The sequence below is a fragment of the Priestia sp. SIMBA_032 genome, assembly GCF_046535215.1.
Taxonomy (GTDB): Bacteria; Bacillota; Bacilli; order Bacillales; family Bacillaceae_H; genus Priestia; species Priestia aryabhattai.
On the sequence record NZ_JAWRXD010000003.1, the window covers coordinates 686,144 to 707,403 of the forward strand.

A 21,260-nucleotide genomic window follows, 5' to 3' on the forward strand; every position below is an offset into this window, starting at 1 on the left:
ATCCTTTATCAAGAATCTCGATTCATCGTTCGGATTTTCTTTCAACTAAAATACTTTTGTCTCAGCCTCTTGTTATCACAACCACTCTGGTCGTGAAGAACCTCGAGGAACCAGAACCGTCTTATATTCCCCTGGAGTTTCCGACATTTCGATTTGTTCTGTAAGCCCTTGGTACAGTCCTAAAGGTGTTTGGGCTGTAAAGAGATCCGGTGCAATGTACTCATGCTTCTCTGACGAACCAGCTGTTTGATGCGCATAGGTCTTGTCATAGATGCCCATCGATAAAATCCATAAAGATACGCGATCTAATGATACACGCACGCGGTAGCTGCCTCCTTCTTTTGCTCTTCTTTCTAGTGCCATTAAAGCACCGACTTCAAGCAGCCAAGAAACTGCATAATCGTTTACCACTACAATAGGAGGCAGCTTAGGATTTTCTAGGGACCCTTCTAATGCCATGACTCCCGTTACACTTCCCGCTGTTTGGTCAAATCCATTTCTTTTCGCCCAATCTCCTTGCGTTCCATGCAGGTTAACGGTGCAGTGGATGATGCCTGGTTTTAGTTCGGCACACTCTTCAGCTGTTAGACCGTATCTCTCTAGAAATCCGTATCGACGGTTCGCAAAAAAGATATCGGCTCCTTGTAGCAGTTCAACCATTTTTTCTTTTCCTTCTTTTTCACCGATATCCAGCGTTGAAGAACGCATTCCGACATTAGACGTAGCGTAAATCGTATCATGCTCCCAGTCCGTTGGCTTCCAAATATTTAAAACGTCGGCACCGTGTAAGGCGAGAGCTCGCCCAACTCCTGCTCCTGCAATAACATGACCAAGACCTAATGCTCGAATACCGTCTAGCGGCGTTTTAGGATTCTTTGAAAAAGGAATCGGCTCACTTTCTCCAATCTTTTCAATTTCAATTAAAGGAAGCTGCGCTACTTCTTCATACACGGGTTCTTTCATAAACTCTTCAATTGTCCGCACAACAGGCATGATAACTCCTCGCTCCGCTGCAGCTTTCTCTAATTCTTCTGCATTCCAACCGAAAATTGCTTTTGCTACTGCATCAGGGTCTTCTATACAATTTAACAGCTTTAACGTTTCATGCTTAGAGCGTGGATACGGATTCAGTGGCATTACCCATTTGTCATCTTTTGTTTGATAAAAGCGAAAGCCTAATGGATTATAAGGATCACTGGCTTTACTTGGTGCATACCCGTTAAGCTTTTCCCATTTTTTATCGTAAAAAGGTGATAATCTTCGGATGGCTTTTCGCAAATCCATGTGAATATCTTGACCTTTTCCGCCTCGTATTCTCCAAATTTTTGAGACAGCTACTGATTTAGCAACTAGTGCAATAGCTGCTGCTGAAGCCAGGCGCAGCGTACTAGGAACAATCGGATCTTCTCCGTAAAACGTAATCTTTCCTCCGCTGTCTTTTGCTGATAAGCCGACTCCTTGAAGCACATTTTCCAGCTCTTGATAAATATCAAAATCACTATTATCCGTTAAACGGTTTTCACTTGCTTTCATAATAGATTTTGTTAGCTGATCTTTCGTAATGTTGCTCACGTATAGTCCCTTCTTCCCTAACATAATTTCTTCATTATGTCCCCGTTTTCTGAGGTTATGCCCGCGTCGAATTAAATTAAAACACTCTAAACATAACCTTTACGTCAACGTTAATATTATCTTAAAATGAATGTATCATATATCACTTATGCGAACAAATAATTTGTTTCATAGACAAACGAAAGCGCTCTATGTTACTGTACATAAAGCGCTTTTGTCCTTCTTCATATTTTCTTTTTTGACCTACTTGTCGATTGGCTTTTTTAATGCATGCAGATTTTCTTCCGCTGAAAGCATGACTTGGTTCATAATATCTTCTGCATCTTTAATGGCTTGGTTATAAAAATGAGGACCAATATGTTCTTTAATAAACTCTAATACATTTTCCGCTGCAAATTCACTGATTTCTTCATCTCGTTCGTTATAAAAAAACGTTTGAATTTCACTCAGCATTTTATCTTTATCTTCTTTTGAAAAATTAATAAACATAACTAAAACTCCTCTTTACATTGATATCTTTCTACCTGACATCATAGCAAGAGGAGCTGAGAAAATGCAGTCTTTTTTTCTCGTTGTTTTTGTGTACAATGCTTATGCTAATTTTTAATTAGCTAGACACCTTCATAGCCGGTTTTTCTTTTATGCGGCTTGAGCGCTTTTTCATATCTTGTAAAATTTCTAGATATCTCTTTTCCGTTAATTCATATTTTGCCAGTGGGACAAGTGATAACAAGCAAAGAATACCTGGAATGATCGTAAAGATTAAAGCAATCCAAATGAGCGTGCTGTGTGACTGAATTTGATTTGGCACGTACCCTACTGCTGAAAGGATGTACCCTCCTACTGCTCCACCCAGTGCTGAAGCAACCTTTGTTTTAAAAATATTCGTAGAAAACACCATTCCTTCGGCTCGGTTCCCCGTTTTCCACTCGCCGTATTCTACACAGTCAGCAAGCATAGATGTTTGAGCAATGTTGCTAACTCCACCTCCGAAAGAAGCTAAAAAGCTTAAAATCATTACCGGCATAACGTGAAAACCGGTTACAAACATTGTAAGAGTGGCTACGGCATTTAGCGCAATTCCCCCTATTGCTGCGCGTTTCTTTCCAAATTTATTTGAAATGAAAGGAGACGCAATCGCTCCTACAATTTGTGCTGTAAAAAATAAGGTTAAATAAAGAGACGCGATATTCTCTGCATTTAAATTGTATTTAAAATAGTAAATAGAAAACGTAGTTCGAATCGTTAAAATCGTTTCAACTAAAAGCATCGAGAAAATTAGATAACGCAGCGGTTTATTTTGAATAAATAAGTTCCAAACTGCTTTTGGCGTCTGCTTTTCCTGTCTTTTTACGGTATAGTTTTCTTTTACTCCTGAAAATGTAATAATCATTGTAATCATTAAGATACACGCATAAATAAGACTAAGCATAAACCAGTTTCCAAAATAATGAGCTAGTGGAAGAGTTAATAAACTAGCAAATAAAGACCCTACTGCTGCAATGGTTCTAGGAAAGGCCACTACTTTATTTCGTTCTTTTACATCTTGTGTAATCGTTGCTGAAAGCGACCAATAGGGAATATCCATAATAGCAAAGCTTGTTCCCCATGCGATATAAGTGATATAAGCGTAAATTAATTTTCCTGTATGAGAAAGATCAGGACTAATAAAACACGCGACTGTAGCAACAGCTGCAAAAAATCCTCCTATTAAAAGATAAGGCCTAAACTTACCAAATCTCGTTTCTGTATTATCAACAATCATTCCGATAATAATGTCTGCAATCCCATCCCATATTCTCGCAATAAGAAATAAAGTTCCTACAGCTGCGGCATTTAATCCTACGCTGTCCGTATAAAAAATCATTAAATATGTACTTGTTAATGCATAAATAATATTGTTTCCAAAGCTTCCCATTCCGTATGATAATACGGTTTTCAGAGAAACTTTTGACTGTACCCCCATGCTCATATACCCTAACTCCCTTCTCCTATAAAACGCTTTCATATTATATTATGAGTGACTAGAATCTCATTGCTTTATGAGATTCTAGTCTCCTGTTGCTACTATATGTTTTCTACAATACGACTTTCATAAGGCTGAAGAACATTACCTTTAAACACTTTTACTTCTTGCGTATGATTCATTAGAAAGTAGTAGCTCTTCTCTCCCAGCTTTCGAGGATATACTTCAACTCCTTCTTCACTTTCTGTATGGTCAATATGCTGTTGTTTCACAATATCAAGCGCAATTTTTTCGAAAGTCTGTTCCTCAATTCCACAGCCTACATAATAAACCGTTCCACGGCCAAACTGATTTTTTGTTACAGCCGCTTGATTATAAAATGGATCATCATACTCATACAGCACTTCAGCTGTTACAGGCGTGATAATGTCTCTCCACACGGATGCACTTGCTTGTTCTCCTTCATACGGTCCTTTTCCTTTAATCGATGCTTTTTGGGTAGAAGACAGTGCTTCCACTTCATGAATTTCAATTCCTGTTATTTCTTTTACATATCCGGGCAGCGTCTGTTTAAAGTGAATATTATTTTGTTTGTCTTTAATGCCGGTTCTAAACGTAAAAACGATGACGCCTCCGTTTTCAGTAAATTCAGTAAATCTTTTACCTAGTTCTTCATCAATGATTTGCAAAGCCGGAACCACCAGTACTTTATAGCTTGAAAAATCTCTCTCAGCAGGAATAACATCAATAGGTGTATTCAACTTATAAAACGGTGTATACCCTCGAAGAAGCTCTTGCGTAAAGTCAAACCCTTCACTTTGCTGCTGAAAGCGCCACGACCATATATTTTCATAATCATATAAAACGGCAACATCAGACTTAATATCACACTCAAGTACATGTTCGTACTTAACGATTTCACTAAATAACGACTGTACTTCTTTGTAGCGTTTTCCATAGTGATTATCGTGACCTACAATTCCGTAGCAGTATTGCTCGGCTCCTCTTGTCATCCCGCGCCAACGGAAATACAGCATATTCGTGCATCCATGAGCAAAAGCTTGATAAGACCACATTTTTGCCTGATTAGGTCGCGGTAGATAACCGATGATATCATGACCTTGAGCACCCATTAATTCCTCTACAATCCAGAAGTTTTTATGTAACAAGCCTCTATTAAAATCATGTCCTAATGCAATATGAGCCGGGGTAATTGGCTCTGTTTGACCGCCCCATACCGGATAATTATCATAGGATACAAAGTCCATTACTTCTAGGTTTTCTTCATGATCGAACCATTTATCAAAAAAGCCTCCTGATACGTTCGTTGTCAACAGCTGGTGATCACCTTTATATTTCTTCACAATTGCTGTTTGTTCGTGAGCATATCTGTTTAACGAAAAAGAGCGAAAGCGGGCCCAGTCTAGCTTTAACGAAGGGCTGTGTGTCGTAATTGTTTTTACAGGCATAGGCACTTCGGTAAAGTAGTTATACGTTTGTCCCCAGAAAATAGTGCCATACTTCTCATTTAACTCATTAATATCTTCATATTTTCTTTCCAAAAACTGCTGAAACTCTTTATGGCATTGTTCACAGTAACACATATCACTGCCTTCATGACCAAATTCATTGTCAACCTGCCATGCTACGATTGCTTCTTCTGAGCCGTAGTGCCTTACTAGTTGTTCTGTAATCTGAGCGCTATACTGCCGGTAAAGAGGAGAATTAAAACAATATTGACGTCTTCCTCCAAACGCCCTGACCGCCCCATTTTCATCTTTTGATAAAATAGAAGGATGCTGCTTCGCAAGCCAAGCCGGAAAAGTGGCAGTAGGCGTACCAAACATAACATCAATATTCTGTTTTTTAAGCTTATTGATAACGCTATCAAAAAATGAAAAGTCATATTGCCCTTCTTTAGGCTCCATAAGGTGCCAAGCGAACTCCCCTATTCTCACCATGTTTGATCCTAACTCTTTAATACCTTGGATATCTTCTTCTATCATATTCTCTGGCCAATGTTCAGGGTAATAATCGACGCCGATGTACATTTTTCTCTACTCCTATCTATTTCTTTATTTCATTAAATGAACGTTTTGCTGTTACTTGTTGAGGTATTCTTGGAAACGGTGATCAAAAGCAAAAAAATCACATTCCCTTTCTTCATAAATAATTCTCTATTCAACTTTTAAGATACATACTTCCTAATCTTTTAAAACGCTTACAAGTTTATTTTATGAACTTTATTCAAAATATTCAATGGTAAAATTTCAGATAAAAACATCCCTTTTTTGCTCTTTATTAAAATAAAGAATAAAACGCTTACAAATACAAATGTTTTTATAATTCTTTTATGTACCTCCCCTTGCACCTTCCATATCCACATTTAGGTAATAAATTGCTCAGAAAACAATCACCAAGAGTGATATCTTTCACACATGTGATCTATCAATTAGTAAGAGTCATTTGACTCATATATAAAATAGTAAAAATTACAGAGCATTTTTTTACCATTATTAATACATTAAACCTACGTTCACCATCACAACATAAAAAGACCGCACAATTAATCAATAATCTCGATTAATTGTGCGGATACTTTTGTTCCGCCTTTTACTTGCAGCTTCCATTTATACAAAGCTCTTCAAACACAGGATCCTTTACATTTTCCATCAATAATGGTGTTGCAACATGAATGGTGTTGCAACATGCTGGAAATTAGAATGACGAATCGTTAGGTTTGTGACGGGAGAACGTTCATAGGCTCGAATCCATAAGCCGTATTTGCCTCCGTTGCTTTGCAAATTCTTATGAAGACTTTTTTACATAGGGCTTATACAAGGTTAATAAGGCGAAGGGCTGTCTTTGATGCTATAATTAGCTTCGTATGCAAAAGAAAAAAGTATCACTACAAGCTTTTAAATCATACATAATCGCTGTACCTTATTTTCGCATCATTTAAAATAAAGGAATTTTAAAGAGAAAAGTGAATAGTATAAACATGCACTTTATTTACTATCTCTTTTTAAATTTTATATATTCATTGTTTTTAAAGGAGAGGATATCATGCCAGGAGCCACAAGCATGGTCGTAATCGGGATTACTGCCTTAATTGTATTTGGACCAAGTAAATTGCCGGACATAGGACGAGCATTTGGACATTCCCTGCGAGAATTTAAAAATGCAGCAGAAGGAATTATACAGGATGACGACAAAAAAACTCCAGAGGATACTACTGAAGATAAAGAGGAAAAATCCTAATTTTTATGTGAATGATAGTTATACAGACTAAAAAGCCCACTTTTCACGTGCAGTGGGTTTCTTTTTTGATGTATGATAGTAAAAAATAGTAAAGAAAGAGGGTAACTTTTTGTTTAAATCGAAACTGCATTTTTGGACATTAGAACTATTAATGATTGCTTTACTGATTTATATTTGTAAACATATTTCGTTTGTTTTTCTACCAATCGGTGTGTTTATCTCCACTTTGTTTTTCCCAATTCTTGTAGCTGGTTTTCTTTTCTTTTTATTCGAACCAATTGTGTCATTTCTCACAAGAAAAAAAGTGCCAAAAACACTGGCCATTTTACTATTATACGTTGTTTTTATCGGCGTAATTGCTTCTATTGTAGGCGGTGTGGGACCTACTTTATCTAAGCAATTAACTGATTTGGCTAAGAATATTCCGTCTTACATTGTAGAAACGAGAGAGTACATAAATGATTTATCTAACTCAAGATGGTTTAACTGGCTCGTTGAACAAAAATATGTGTCGCTCGATCATATTGAAGAGTCACTTTTAAACTACGCGTCTACTTTACCTACGAATCTCACAAACAGTATTTCATCTGTTTTAAGCGTCGTAACGAATATTACACTTACGGTTGTAACCGTTCCTTTCATTCTTTTTTATATGCTTAAAGACAGCCATAAACTTCGTAAAAATACGCTGCGTATGGTTCCTGCTTCTTACCGAAAAGAAACGTTGCGTACAATGAAAGAAACAACAAATACGCTAGCTACTTATATTCAAGGCCAAATGCTCGTTTGTTTGTTTGTCGGTATCAGTACGTTCATTGGTTACCTCATCATTGGGTTGCCCTATGCATTAATACTTGCACTAATAGGAGCTCTTACTAATATTATCCCGTACGTCGGCCCTTTTATTGGCGTAGCTCCTGCTTTAATCGTAGGTTTATTATACTCTCCTACAAAAGCGATATTAGTGATTATCGTCGTCGTAATCGTTCAACAGCTCGATGGGAACATTATTTCTCCGCTGGTAATTGGAAAGAAATTAAACACTCATCCTTTAACGATTATTATTTTATTGCTTGTTGCGGGTAATATTGCAGGAATACTCGGAATGATCTTAGCGATTCCGGCTTATGCTGTAACAAAAACAATTGTGATAAATATTGTAAGAATGGTTCAATTCAGAAACAAATCTGTCAAGCTGTAAAATGCAAAGGCAATACAATAAAAGGACCTTCTCTTGAAGGTTCTTTTATTGTTCCATAGGTTCAGCATTCACACACCATAAGATGATTTCCATCTGGATCTTTAAATGTAAACCAGTGATCGTGTTCAATTCCTGTCGTTAGCTCTACTTTTTTCTGTTTCATATATTCATAAGCTTCTTTGATATCGTTTGTATTCAAGTGAAAAGCCGGCGTTTCAAAAAGCGTATTTTTTGAATAAATTTTACTATCTAATACAATTCCTGTTCCATTCATAGGTAGCACATATAAATGATCATATAAAATGTATCCATCTGCCGGCAAACCTAGCACGTCACAATACCAGTCTCGTGCTTTTTGTATATCTTTTACAGGAATAAAAATCGTGCCTACTTCATTTAATATAGGGTTCATTTATGACCTCCAGGGTATGTTTAGTAGTTTTAGAAAGTATTCTCTTTTAACCGCTGATATCCTTTTATTTTAAATTGCTTGCTATTCATCCAGTAAACTCCGCAGCAGAATTAGTAGTCTTGCGAACAGAATTCTCCTCCTTACATAAGCTACGCAGCAAATGTATATACTTCATGACCAAATTTGGATTACGAAAAAAGAAAATAAGAAAATCTCCCCCTTCGCCTGCTTTGCACGTGTATAATGAAAAATAGACTATAGATAGTAGCCGTCTTTTGTTTGTGGCATCGAACTTTCGTGCATTACAATAGATTTAACGCTACTATTCAACTAAGAATTAAAATGACTAACTTAAGATTAAGGAGGTTAGATGTGTATGGATTATTCATCTTTACTCATACGCGAAGTCATTGATAGAGTATCTAAATTACGCCTCTTATCTGTTTATAACGAAAGTATAAAAGGTGATTTAGAGAGCACCATCCTCCCTCTTTATCAGCAGCACTTTGAAAATAAAGATGTAAACGAAGCGTTGAGGATTTTAAAAAAAGACTTTCTCAATCGCACGAAACGCAGATGGTTAGATGCTGCTATACGCGACTATGAGCAAAAAAAGCCCAAGAAGAATAAAGAGCTGATTGGGGAATACAGAGCGCTAACAGCTTATTATAAAACGAATGGAAAAGAACTCTTTTGCAAACAGTTTGAAAACGTATCATCTCCGGAAGAAGTCATTGATAAACGAATTTGTATTCTACGTGAATGGAGTCAAGAAGATAGCTTCTTCTTAACGGATTATCCTTATATTCATCAAAAAACCAAGACCCAGCGAGAAAAAGCAATCCATACGGATATATCTATTATTATTGGGCTGACTATACTGGACCCAAGCTTCCAAAACGGAAATCATAGTATTATTGAGAGCCCTTTTTCAACTGTAGAGAATCCTTTTTTCTCTAATTCAAGAGCAAAGCTTCTCGTCGAGCAACCCCTATTAGAGAAAGAAGGAAAAGAATATTTCTTAAGTACTTATAACTCTGAAGACGGGACAGATTACGAATTGTTAATAGAAAAAGAATACGCTGAAGAAAATGGAAATAAAATTAGTGATTTAGATCGGTTTGATTATAAAGTGTTTTTAGAGATCATGAGCCAACGCGACGAGTTGTTCGCTACACAAAAAATTATTAACGTAAAAATTGGTGACCTTGTGAAAGCACTTTATAAAACAGACAGTAAGCGCAACTATCAGATGATAGAAGAAAGAATTACAAAAATGAAGCACTACAGCATGACAAAAGTACAGCATAATAAGAAAATTGCCTATGGTATTTTTGACTTTGTGGATATTACTACGATGCCCAACGGAACGCGAATTGCTGAAATTCACGTCAATGAAGTGATATATAGAGACTATATTCAACGCCAAACGGTGCGTATTTACAAAAATAAAGTAGAAAAATTAAGTTTAGACGCCGCTTACCATTTGCTATTCGTTATGCAAAAAGAGCGTCTCATTTGCTATGAAACAAAATCTTCATACAATGTCACAAGAGATTATTTATATTTTTCGACAAGAGTCCGCTTTCGAAAAAGACGCAAAAAAGAAAACCTTGTCGAAATTGAAACAGCCTTAGATGAGCTAGTCGAACAAAAACTAGCTGTCCAATCTTATAAAAGAGTGGGCCAAGTGTTTCAGATCACCTTTATTCCTGTGGGAGAAAGTGAAGTAAAAGACTTATTAGCCGGTGATTACGAATATGCTCCCCTTTCTATTTATCAAAACGTAACAAGTTCTATAGGCTAAAAAAGAATGCCCTTATAATCTTTATAAGGGCATTCTTTTTATCTATGTACTATTATTCACTGCATTTTTTGCTCCACATTTCCGTGCAAAAGTGTTTTTTTGCTCCAATTCTCCATGTAAACATACTATTTCCCCTGCTAATATAACTATTAAACTTCACCTTCCTCATCATTTTGTGAACTTTTCGTGTCCGAAAGAAGTGTTACAACTATTTTTTGCTCCAGATTTCCGTGCAAATGTGTCGTTTTTCTTTTTATACTGCATTTACTATAAGTTTGGCTCCAATCTTCCGTGCAAATATGCCACTTTTACATAATTTTTCTTGGGACAGCGACTTTCCCCCTCCGTTTTCTGCATTTTTGGCTCCACATCTCCGTGCAAAAGTGTTTTTTGCTCCAGATTTCCGTGCAAATATGCCACTTTTTAAAAAAAACGCGATTTTTTCTGCAAATGTTCATTTATTCTCTGTAAAAATGTGAACTTTCTGTGTCTAAAAAAGGGCATTTTTTTGTTTTTTGTTCCTATTTTCCGTGCAAATGTGTCACTTTGTCGCCCAAATCTTTATTTTTATCATTTTTGCTCCTATTCTCCGTGCAAATATGTCATTTTTACATCAAAATTTTTTTGAATTTGTCGCATTTTGTGTATTTCATCCGTCATAATACGACATTTGTCTTAAGAATGCTGTTTTATCAACGTTTATGAAATATAACGCTATTTTTGCTCCACATCTCCGTGCAAATATGTCACCTTGTAAATAGATGTCTCGCCCCTTGGTATCACTAGTCTTTTAAAAAAATGCACCATTTTCCCGTGCAAATATGTCATTTTACAGCCTATATGACTGTGTCTATACTGTAAAAGACGACGTATATAGTTTTGGAAAGGAGGTAACTACATGAGTATACAAAAGCTGGCACTAAAACGGCACACCCTTGTAGCAAATAAACTGCTGATTGTCATGAGTGGTTTAAATAGAGAGACGAAACGAGAGAACAGCTATTACTATGAAAAACATTCATTTGGTCTAGCGAAAAACTTTGTAGACATAAAGTGGACAGGTTCTCTGATGAAGCAAATTTTAGCTTACGTAGCCAAATGTAACAGCCAAGGTCATATTTCAATTATTTCTGAGCAAGAACTGGCTAATACAATCCAATGTTCCGTTCGGACCGTTCAAAATAATAATAAGCTTTTAGAAGACTATGACATCATTCGCTGGGATCGTTTATGGGGAGACTATATTCAAGTTTCTTTAAACAACTATTTAGAGGATTTTTTAGATTTACATATAAAAGAAGCGGCTGATGCTCAAAACATATCATATACTCCGGAAATGCTTGATAAAGATCACAATACATATACTTCAAAAGGTGGTTACACTTCTGTTTCAATGGAAGTGATTTATCAATTGCTGGCTATCAAAAATATTAACATGCTGCGTCTGGCTTTACGTGCTTTGTATGTATACGAATCTGATGTAAACGTAAAGAAAGATTCAGAAGCCCTTTTATCTTACACCGAGGTAAAACACATTCTTCCGAAATACATTGGCTATAAAGCTGCTATTAAAGAAATGGCTAGTAAATTGAGTAAAATTTTCCGTATCGATGTGCTAGAAAAAGATGATTGTGTCAAAACATTATTAGAAGAAAAGCAGCCAAGAAAATCAATTATTGAAAAAATCAAGGATGGTTTTATTTTAAGCTTCAATTTAACTGGTGCTCATGATAGTAAAAAACAAAAAGAAATCGAAAAAATCCGTGGAGAACATGCATTTGCTCAGTTTAAGAATTTCTTTAAATCTTTTGGCCATTATTCCATTAAAAAAGAAGATATTCATTCCATTGTACATGAATTCGGTTTAGATATAATCGAAAAATCATTAACGTCCGTTCAGCGTTACTTACACCAAACTTACATAGAAGAAAGTATGGATGCATTTCGACCTCTTGTGCATGAAATGGAGTCAAACTTCTTTACGTATATCCGCAAAATTGCCAACGGGTATTATCAGGCAAAAATTAACGCTCTATAATACTCTTTTTTGTTATGCCTTTTTTTACTCACCTCTACTTTATTTCCCTCCCATTCTTTCTTTCTCTTTAACTTACTAAAATATATTTGTCTATTAACTATAATAAATCCCTTTAAATGATAATGATTTTCATTTTCGTGAAAAAAATCAATTAAATGAACAAAAAATACAATAAATAAACGTTATTTTCCGATCGATTGCGTAGAAAATATGGCTGTTATAAAAAAATCCTATATTTTTTCGTGAAAATTCTTGTTGTTAACTGCAGTTTTTTTGATTCCTTAATACCCCTTAAACTCAGTCAGCAGAAAGCTTTTACCAATATAAGTTTTAACAATGTTTATAATCTCTTTAATTTCTTTTTAATCTCTTATAAATGTATAGTAATTTCTTTAAAATAAAGAGCAGCGAATAAATATCGTTCATATATCTGAATGCATTAAATTAAAATATATAACTCACTGAAAAAAGCGATCCCATAAAATGGAAACTCTCTTTCTTACTTCATGTATCTGTATCACTTCATAAAAAAACACACAAAACAAATTCTTTACATCTGCTTTGTGTGTTTTTTTTATTTAGTAGGATTATATTGTTTAAGAACTTTATCACGTACATATTTAAGATGATGATACATTTTCTTGAATGCATCATCTGGGTCATGATTAGCTAACGCATTATAAATAGCGGTATGATGCTCTACAGTAAGTGCTGGTTCTCTAAAGGTAATTTCGCTATCTGTTTTTTCATGAGTGAAAAGCAGGGAATTAATCATACCTTCTACCACTGGATTATCCGCGCTAACAGCAATAATTCGATGGAATTCCTTATCCGCTGCACCGTAATTGTTATCTTTGCTCTTTTTTATTTCCTCGATCGTTTCTTTTAACTGGCTTAATTGATCATCGTTTATTTTTTCCGCCGCCATGGTTACTAGGCCCAGTTCTAGTGCCATGCGCGCCTCCACTACTGCAGGTAAATTATCGATTGATAACGCTAACATAACGGAAAAAGGATGTGCTCCTATTTTGTTATTAAAATACGTACCTCCACGGGTTTTTCGTGTAATTACACCAAGTACTTCTAATGCACTCAAGGCTTCTCTCAATACAGGGCGACTTACATTCAGTACGTCTAATAACTCCATTTCAGTTGGCAGTTTGTCTCCTGGCTTTAATTGCCCGCTGACCAATAACTGAATAATACGGTCGACTACTTGTTTTGCCAGCGTATTACGATTAACGGATTCAAATGACACTTTTTTAGTCGAACCACTCATCTTCATCCACCCTTTTCTGAATATTGTTTATTTGTAAGACTAATTATATCATATAGAATTTTTTTATGTATTACCAACCACTACTTCTTAACTATTCTTATTTCTTATCTACATAAGATTATGTATTAAACTGCTCGTTATTATAAAAACAGAAGCTCGAACAAAGACGTAGAATTGTTCGAGCTAAAAGCACCCTGTAATTATTTTTTTAAAAAATTTTTAACGTACCAGACAAGGACGTTTATTATCAAAGCTCCAATTTTTAATTAAATACTGCATAGCTTTTGAATCATCACGTACTCCTAATTGCATTTTCTTATATAGCTGATGTGCTTGCTCGATTCGTTCTAAATCCACCTCTATGCCAAGTCCTGGTTTCTTAGGTACTGCTACTCTTCCTCCCTCAATTTTAAAAGGATCTTTTGTCAATCGCTGACCATCTTGCCAAATCCAATGCGTATCAATAGCCGTTATTTTTCCAGGAGCGGCAGCAGCCACATGAGTAAACATGGCCAGTGAAATGTCAAAATGATTATTGGAATGTGATCCCCATGTAAGACCCCAATCATGACACATTTGAGCTACACGAACTGAGCCTTGCATCGTCCAAAAATGGGGATCTGCTAGAGGAATATCTACAGCGTTTAACTGGATAGCATGCCCCATTTGACGCCAGTCTGTAGCAATCATATTCGTAGCAGTTGGCAGTCCAGTTGCTCTGCGAAATTCCGCCATTGTTTCTCTTGCTGAATATCCATTTTCGCTTCCGCAAGGGTCCTCTGCATAGGCCAATATATGATGTTTATTTTTACATAGTTGAATAGCTTCTTCCAAAGACCAAGCTCCGTTAGGGTCTAAGGTAATTCGAGCTTCAGGGAATTTTGCAGCTAATGCTGCTACCGCTTCTATTTCTTGCTCACCTTGAAGTACACCGCCTTTTAATTTAAAATCATTAAATCCATACTGCTGATGAGCTGCCTGTGCAAGTTTTACGATTGCTTCAGGAGTCAGAGCTTCTTCATGACGAAGTCGGAACCACTCCACTTTTTCATTTTCACCACTTAGATAGTCCAAGTCGGTTTTTTTGCGATTTCCAATATAAAATAAATAACCTAGCATTTCCACGTATTCTCTTTGTTGTCCTTCTCCTAATAATGCTGCAACTGGTACATCAAGAAATTTTCCTACTAAATCTAATAACGCCGCCTCCAACGCTGTAACAGCATGAATAGTCGTCCGTAAATCGAATGTTTGAAGGCCTCGCCCTGCCATATCTCGATCTTCAAATTTTTTACGTACTGTATTTAAGATGTTATTATAATTTCCGATTGATTCACCTACTACAAATGTTTTCGCATCTTCAAGGGTTTGACGAATGTTTTCACCTCCAGGTACCTCTCCCACCCCTGTGCTTCCGGTACTGTCTTTTAAAATAACAATATTTCGAGTAAAAAAGGGACTGTGAGCTCCGCTGAGATTAAGCAGCATACTATCATACCCAGCCACTGGTATGACCTGCATATCTATAATTTGAGGCGTAGACGATTTTTTTTCGTTTTGAATTTCACTATTTGTAAGGACATAATTGTTCATGATTTCCACTCCTAATTTAGGTTCTGATGTATCCGCTTACATATTAAACGTACTTTCATCCTTTGCGGGGATATTCTTTAGTTCTACTCGTTTAATCTCTCCCACTAAAAGAAGATAGCAGAGAATAGCTACAAGAGCGTTAGCGCCCACAAAAACCAATGCTCCATTAAAAGAGCCTGTTGCATTGACAATGTACCCAATAATGATAGGTGTTGTAATAGAAGCAATGTTTCCAAATGTGTTAAAAAGCCCGCCGCTTAAACCCGCTATTTCTTTAGGGGAAGTGTCAGCCACAACAGCCCACCCTAATGCTCCAAAGCCTTTTCCAAAAAAAGCAAGTGACATAATTACTACAACAATCCATTCAGCATCTACATAATTGCAAGCAACCATGCTACAGGAAAGCAACATGCCAATAACGATAGGTGTTTTACGTGCAAACGTTAATGAACGACCTCTCTTTAAAAAGAAATCAGATACAATTCCCCCTAACACCCCTCCTAAAAACCCGCATATAGCAGGTAGAGAAGCAATAAATCCAGCTTCCAAAATTGACATTCCGCGTGCTTGAACTAAATAAACAGGAAACCATGTTAAAAAGAAATAAGTGAGCGTCGTAATACAATATTGTCCAATATAAACCCCTAATAACATTCTGCTCTTAAGAAGTTGTTTAATTTGATTCCATCCCGGGCCGGTATTTTTCTTTGTTTCTATTTTTTTATCATCCATATCAATGAGCCCGCCGCCCTGCTGGATATAATTTACTTCTTCTTTTGTAATGCGAGGATGTTTGCTTGGACTATAGATCACTTTCATCCAAACAGCAGCTAAGATTACCCCTAAGACACCCATAATAATAAATACAAAATGCCAGCCGAACCTGTGAGTGAGCCATGCCATAATAGGCGAAAATAATACTAGTGCAAAATACTGAGCCGAATTAAAAATTGCAGAGGCTGTCCCACGTTCAGATTTTGGAAACCAGGCCGCTACAATACGGCTATTTCCTGGAAAAGAAGGGGCTTCAGCTAACCCAACCATAAAACGAAGCGTAAATAAGATAATTATAGCAGCACCGCCACTAAAAAAGCCGATAAATCCTTGAAAAAAGGTAAAAATAGACCAAAAAAATACACTGCATGCAATGATTGTCTTTGATCCGAATTTATCTAAAAACCACCCTCCAGGAAGCTGACCAATTACATAAGCCCATCCAAATGCTGAAAAAACATACCCCATTGAAACTGAATTTAAGCCTAATTCTTTTTGAACAGAGTCTCCTACAATGGACAGCGTCGCTCTATCTGCATAATTAATCGTTGTCAAAACGAAAAGCATAAATACGACAAACCAGCGTACATGGCTTTTTTTGCTGCTTCCCGCTTCCAATTTTGGTTTAGCTTGCATAATCACCTATTCCATCCCCCTCTTATTGTTTTGTTCTTTTCCTATGTTTATCTCTCTTAAAAAAAAGGAATTTTCCTCCTTTTCAAGAGAATAAAAGGTTCATAATACAATAAAGGTATTTAACTTTTTATAAAAACAGTTTTAATAGCAGTGAAAAACTCCTTAGCAGCCTCCCCTTGTTCTCTAGAGTGAGAACTTGATTGTTTCATGCCTCCAAACGGTGCCTGAAGTTCAACGCCTGCGCTTTCCGAGTTAATTCGAATAAGTCCAGCATCCATTTCATTAATAAATGAAAGCATATGAGAAATATTTGTAGTGAAAATAGAAGCGCTTAGCCCATATTGAACATCGTTAGCTAGTGCTAATGCTTCCTCAATGGATTCTACTTTCATCAGCGCTATGACAGGACCAAAAATTTCTTCTTGTGAAATCGTCATATTCGATTCTACGTTTTCAAAAATAGTAGGTTCTACGTAAAATCCATTTTCGTATTCCCCGTCAGTTAACTGACGTCCTCCGTATAAAAGAGTTGCACCTTCACTTTTTCCTTTTTCAATATATGACAATACGGTCTGCAACTGATTTTCGCTTGCGCATGGCCCCATCCACGTTTCCCCGTTTAACCCTTCTCCAACGGTAATTTCTTTTGTTTTTGCTAATAGCTTTTGTTTGAATTTTTCATATACCTCGTGCTGAACAATTACCCGACTCGTCGCAGTACATTTTTGACCTGTCGAACGGAATGCCCCGCTGATTGTACCTTCTACTGCTAAATCTAAATCTGCATCCGCCGCTACAATTACAGGGTTCTTCCCCCCCATTTCTAACTGATATTTAGCTCCTCGAACGAAAGCCTTTTGACCAATTTGTTTACCTACTCGATCGGAACCTGTAAATGTAATCGCATTAATTTCTGAATGTTCAGCAATAGCTTGACCAATGATCGACCCTGAGCCAGTAATCATGTTTACTACACCCGCTGGAATTTTTGCTTCTTCAAAACATTCAATAATCTTAGCACACGTAATAGCTGTTTCGGTAGCTGGTTTAATTATGATAGTGTTTCCGTAGACAAGTGCCGGAGCTATTTTCCATATAGGAATAGCAATAGGAAAGTTCCATGGGGTGATAACTCCAACAACGCCTAGCGGCACCCGAGATGTAAACATCAATGCTTCAGCATCGGTAGAAGGAATTACATCTCCCATTTTTCTCATACCTTCTCCCGCATAGTATCGAAGAATAGCTATTCCGCGAGCTGTTTCTCCTTTTGTTTCAGCCAAGGTTTTTCCCATTTCACGGGTAGCACATTCCGCAATTTCATCTAGTCTATTTTCCATAATATCCGCAGCTTTGTGAAGGTACTGTCCGCGAGCTGCGCCTGACAATCGCTTCCATTTTTCTTGAGCTTGTTTAGCTGCTTTTACCGCTATATTTAAATCTTCAAGAGTTGATTTTTGTACATATCCTACAGCCTCTTTCTTATTGGCTGGGTTTAGACTTTCCATCATCTCTTGAGACGATGATGGCACGCCTTTTCCGTTAATAAAATTTAAGTATTGTTTGTTTTGAACACTAATTGTCATATGAACTCTCCTTTTTATAAAGCGTTTACATTTTATTGGTTAAGATAAAACTTGTTTAGAGGATTTAGGATATTGATCAAATGCTCGTGTTAAAACCTTTTCGAGCTGTGCGTAATGTTCTTTATCTACTGAAACAATAGGAGGCCTTACTGTATCTGTAACAGGTAAACCTATAATTTCCATCCCTGCTTTAATCAATGAAACAGCATATCCTTTTTTCTGCTTGCGAATATCGTTAATTGGAAGAATTATATTTTGGTAGAGTTCACTTAGTAACTCTTGATCGTGACTTAATAAAGCGTTGTAAAACATTCTTGATATGTGCGGAATATAGTTAGAAATTGCTGACGAATAAGAATCAAATCCAATTGGAGCGTATGCTGGCATCGTTACTTCAGCCATTGGCATTCCGTTTAGCCAGCCTAGTCGCTTTCTTAAAGACTGGGTTAATTCTATATTTAATTCCATATTTCCATATCCGTCTTTTAATCCTACTAATTGGTTTAATTCTGTAAGTTTTTCTAAAGTTGGCAACTGTAAAATGGCATTGTCTCTTTGATAAACAATTGCGTTTAAATGTGTATGCTCAATGATTGCTTTTAGATAGTTGTAAAGGCCTTCTTGTTCACCTTCAATTAAGTATGGAGGTAAAATTAAATAGCCGTCTGCCTGTTTTTCCTCTGAAATACGAGCCCATTCTAAAGCTGTAGAAAGATTACCGCCCACACCTGTATAAACGGGAACTTTTCCGTTGACGACAGATATAGCTACTTCTAACATTGCTGTATATTCTTTTGTATTTAAGGATTGAAATTCGCCTGAACCGCAAGCTATGAAGATAGCCTCTAACCCTTCGTCTAATAAAAATTGAATATTTGTTTCTAAAGCTTTTTCATCTAATTTCCCTTGGTTATTAAGGGGAGCAACGGGGAAACCTAAAATTCCTGTAGGTGCTTTTCTATTCATATTCACATGCATATCCTCCTATAAATTTTCAGATAATTTTTACATTTTTATTGTAAGACAAATTAAATTGTTTGTCAATAAAATAAATAAACTTAAATCATTAAATAAAGGATTTTAAAATAGAAACAAAACACACCTCTAACAAAGAGGTGTGTTTTGTTTCTATTTATACGCTTTTTTTATTTCAATTTCATAGTTTCTCAACTTACGGTAAAGTGTACTTCGATCAATTCCCAACAATTTAGCTGCTTGAGATATATTGGAATGGGTTTCCCTTAGAGTAAGCAAAATTTGCTCTTTTTCAGATTGAAGATGATTGTTAGTTTCCGCTTCTTCACCGAGGTAATTTGTTTCAAAAACATTTTCATTTAGCTGCTCTTTCATATCCTGAGCCGAAACTACATTATTTTTACTGATTACTACTAATCTTTCAATAAAATGCATTAATTCTCTTACATTTCCTTTCCATTCATAGGTAGTTAATTGTGAATAAGCTTTTTCTGTAATTTCTATATTTTTCTTTTTATAGAGATTAGTGTAATAGACTAAAAAATGATGAGCAAGATAACGAATATCACTTTTTCTTTTACGGAGCGGTGGAATATTTATAGTTAAGACCTTAAGCCTATAAAGTAAATCCTCTCGAAATTCGCCTTTTTCTACGACTTTTAATAAATTTTTGTTAGTTGCTGCAATAACTCTTACATCTACAGGAATATATTTATTATCACCTAAGCGCATAACCTGTTTTTCTTGTAAAACTCTCAGTAAGCGCGATTGTCCATATGTATCCATCTCAGAGATTTCATCCAGAAAAATCGTTCCTCGATGCGCCATTTCAAACAAACCTTGCTTTCCTTTTCTGGTCGCCCCAGTAAAGGCCCCTTCTACATATCCAAATAACTCACTTTCCAGTAAATTAGGCGGAATGGCGGCACAATTAACAGCAACAAAAGGACCGTTTTTCCGCAAACTTTCTGCATGAATACTCTGAGCAAATAACTCTTTCCCAGTGCCAGACTCCCCATAAATTAGAACGGTTGCATCTACCGAAGACACTGTCTGTCCAATCCGTTTGGCTTCACAAATATGCTTAGAATGTCCTAAAATATCAGAAAATGTGTAGCGTGTCTCGAACTTTCTTGACAGTACTTCCCCTCTAATTTTAGCTTCCATTTCTTGAATACTTGTAATATCTTGAAAAGTTATCATTGCGCCAATAATGTCTTTCTCCACTTTAATTGGAGCAATATTAAATATTAAACTTTTATTTTTGATTTTTTTGATTATACCTAGATGCTCTTCTCCTTCAAAACAATTTTTAATAGGCAAAAAAGGCATAGCAGCATCGATCTGCTTTCCTAGCACTTCTTGCCTTTTTAATTCTAGTAAATGCTCGGCAGCATGATTAAATACTTCTACTTTTTTATTTCTATTAATACTAATAATTCCTTGTATAGAATAATCAATAAGGGCTTTAACTGTTTGGGAACGCTCTTTTTCAATTTTTCTTCCTAAAGAAATCTTTTTAGCTTCTAAAAATGCTGTTCTAACAGCGGAGTTTCCAGATTCAATAGGAATTGCCTTAAAGCCTTTCCCAAGCGATAAAGTAGTTGTTTTCATTCCGCCAATAACAATATCTGTTTCTACTGAAGAAAGTTGCTCAATACAAGTTGGAATATCTTCAACTGAATTAAGAGGATAAATAGAAAGGTTGATACCCAAAATATCTGCTAAAATTTCCACATCATTTTTCATATTCTGAAACGCGAGCATGGCCACTTTAGGATTCTCTAAGCCTGTTGCCTTCTTGCTTTTATAAAAGGCTTGAGCTAAATCTTGTCCTGTAATTGGAATTTCAACTAGAGGAGTTCTGCTTACAGAATCAGCAATTAACCTTGCAGTCCCTCCTCTACAAACGATAACATCACAACTGGGTTCTAATTTATTGGCGAGTTTTACGGCGCGACTTAACCTTGCAAGATAGATTTCAACCTCTCCTTGTAATCCTAACTCTTGAATTACTCTTCTCCCTTGTAAAAACAGTTGTTTATCTGGAGCAATAAAAGAAATTTTTGACATATTCGTTCCCTCCTTATTAGTTAGAATATTCTAGTTATTATAACGTATTGACACAACAATTGTTGCTTTATGTACAACAATTGTTGT

At 36.2% G+C, this 21,260-nt stretch carries 15 protein-coding genes; 4 read left to right on the forward strand and 11 right to left on the reverse strand.

The features are described 5' to 3' along the window. Nucleotides 1-75: 75 nt before the first annotated feature. The 4 genes from SB717_RS13705 to SB717_RS13720 form a co-directional block, all read right to left on the reverse strand. The gene (locus SB717_RS13705) at nt 76-1,572 is read right to left on the reverse strand and encodes a CoA transferase (protein WP_410903925.1); all 1,497 of its coding nucleotides are present in this window, start codon (nt 1,570-1,572) and stop codon (nt 76-78) included. A gap of 243 nt (nt 1,573-1,815) precedes the next feature. Continuing rightward, nucleotides 1,816-2,061 carry a DUF2164 domain-containing protein gene (locus SB717_RS13710; protein WP_074682105.1) on the reverse strand — a complete coding sequence of 82 codons (246 nt, stop codon included), beginning with the start codon at nt 2,059-2,061 and terminating at the stop codon, nt 1,816-1,818. Nucleotides 2,062-2,179: 118 nt separating this feature from the next. Then, nucleotides 2,180-3,544: a glycoside-pentoside-hexuronide (GPH):cation symporter gene (locus SB717_RS13715; RefSeq protein ID WP_098620952.1), complete on the reverse strand. Its 1,365-nt coding sequence runs from the start codon at nt 3,542-3,544 to the stop codon at nt 2,180-2,182. A 95-nt stretch (nt 3,545-3,639) separates the two neighbouring features. After that, nucleotides 3,640-5,589: a beta-galactosidase gene (locus SB717_RS13720; protein WP_410903926.1), complete on the reverse strand. Its 1,950-nt coding sequence runs from the start codon at nt 5,587-5,589 to the stop codon at nt 3,640-3,642. A 1,015-nt stretch (nt 5,590-6,604) separates the two neighbouring features. Here SB717_RS13720 and SB717_RS13725 point away from each other — a divergent pair. Together SB717_RS13725 and SB717_RS13730 are read left to right on the forward strand one after the other, a co-directional pair. Continuing rightward, nucleotides 6,605-6,799, forward strand: a complete 195-nt coding sequence (locus tag SB717_RS13725; protein WP_013082787.1) for a twin-arginine translocase TatA/TatE family subunit — start codon at nt 6,605-6,607, stop codon at nt 6,797-6,799. A 109-nt stretch (nt 6,800-6,908) separates the two neighbouring features. Further along, complete coding sequence (locus SB717_RS13730) at nt 6,909-8,000, forward strand: AI-2E family transporter (RefSeq protein WP_074682110.1); 1,092 nt, start codon at nt 6,909-6,911, stop codon at nt 7,998-8,000. Between the two features lie 61 nt (nt 8,001-8,061). Here SB717_RS13730 and SB717_RS13735 read toward each other — a convergent pair whose 3' ends face one another. After that, complete coding sequence (locus SB717_RS13735) at nt 8,062-8,412, reverse strand: VOC family protein (protein ID WP_410903927.1); 351 nt, start codon at nt 8,410-8,412, stop codon at nt 8,062-8,064. 376 nt (nt 8,413-8,788) lie between these two features. Here SB717_RS13735 and SB717_RS13740 point away from each other — a divergent pair, with 376 nt between their 5' ends. Then, nucleotides 8,789-10,219, forward strand: a complete 1,431-nt coding sequence (locus SB717_RS13740) for a hypothetical protein (protein ID WP_074682112.1) — start codon at nt 8,789-8,791, stop codon at nt 10,217-10,219. An 898-nt stretch (nt 10,220-11,117) separates the two neighbouring features. Continuing rightward, complete coding sequence (locus tag SB717_RS13745) at nt 11,118-12,257, forward strand: hypothetical protein (RefSeq protein WP_410903928.1); 1,140 nt, start codon at nt 11,118-11,120, stop codon at nt 12,255-12,257. Between the two features lie 574 nt (nt 12,258-12,831). Here SB717_RS13745 and SB717_RS13750 read toward each other — a convergent pair. From SB717_RS13750 to SB717_RS13775, 6 genes are all read right to left on the reverse strand, one after another. After that, nucleotides 12,832-13,536, reverse strand: coding sequence for a FadR/GntR family transcriptional regulator (locus tag SB717_RS13750; protein WP_029714538.1), 705 nt, complete (start codon nt 13,534-13,536; stop codon nt 12,832-12,834). Between the two features lie 219 nt (nt 13,537-13,755). Next, nucleotides 13,756-15,129, reverse strand: a complete 1,374-nt coding sequence (gene gudD / locus SB717_RS13755; protein ID WP_074682118.1) for a glucarate dehydratase — start codon at nt 15,127-15,129, stop codon at nt 13,756-13,758. A 36-nt stretch (nt 15,130-15,165) separates the two neighbouring features. Beyond that, nucleotides 15,166-16,539 (reverse strand): MFS transporter, encoded by a 1,374-nt coding sequence (locus SB717_RS13760; RefSeq protein ID WP_029715095.1) that lies wholly within the window; start codon nt 16,537-16,539, stop codon nt 15,166-15,168. 119 nt (nt 16,540-16,658) lie between these two features. After that, nucleotides 16,659-18,125, reverse strand: coding sequence for an alpha-ketoglutaric semialdehyde dehydrogenase GucD (gucD, locus tag SB717_RS13765; protein ID WP_074682120.1), 1,467 nt, complete (start codon nt 18,123-18,125; stop codon nt 16,659-16,661). Between the two features lie 39 nt (nt 18,126-18,164). Further along, nucleotides 18,165-19,097: a 5-dehydro-4-deoxyglucarate dehydratase gene (gene kdgD / locus SB717_RS13770; protein ID WP_074682122.1), complete on the reverse strand. Its 933-nt coding sequence runs from the start codon at nt 19,095-19,097 to the stop codon at nt 18,165-18,167. Nucleotides 19,098-19,253: 156 nt separating this feature from the next. After that, nucleotides 19,254-21,173, reverse strand: a complete 1,920-nt coding sequence (locus SB717_RS13775; RefSeq protein ID WP_410903929.1) for a sigma 54-interacting transcriptional regulator — start codon at nt 21,171-21,173, stop codon at nt 19,254-19,256. Nucleotides 21,174-21,260 lie beyond the last annotated feature (87 nt).